1 rRNA gene is annotated in these 242 nt (G+C 37.2%); it reads right to left on the bottom strand.

Annotated features, from left to right (window positions below):
- Positions 1 to 78, bottom strand: a 16S ribosomal RNA gene (locus tag AN394_RS21455); the annotation flags it as partial.
- Positions 79 to 242: the final 164 nt, after the last annotated feature.

Genomic DNA, 242 nt, shown 5'->3' with positions numbered 1-242 from the left:
TCTCTGTTACCGCTCGACTTGCATGTGTTAGGCCTGCCGCCAGCGTTCAATCTGAGCCATGATCAAACTCTTCAATTAAAAGTTTTTTGTTTGAAGTAAACTTCAAACCATGCTCAATGAATTCTGAATTTTGATTTCTCTTTATAAAAGAAAAATCGAATTGACTGTGCTGAAACAAGTAAACTTGTTTCCGTTGGTCACTCAGTTCAATTGAGACTCTAAATTTGTTTGCGTCATCTAGC

The sequence above is a fragment of the Pseudoalteromonas sp. P1-26 genome, assembly GCF_001401795.1.
Taxonomy (GTDB): domain Bacteria; phylum Pseudomonadota; class Gammaproteobacteria; order Enterobacterales; family Alteromonadaceae; genus Pseudoalteromonas.
Note: the sequence above shows the minus strand (reverse complement) of the source record. Positions and strands in the feature narration are given on the sequence as shown.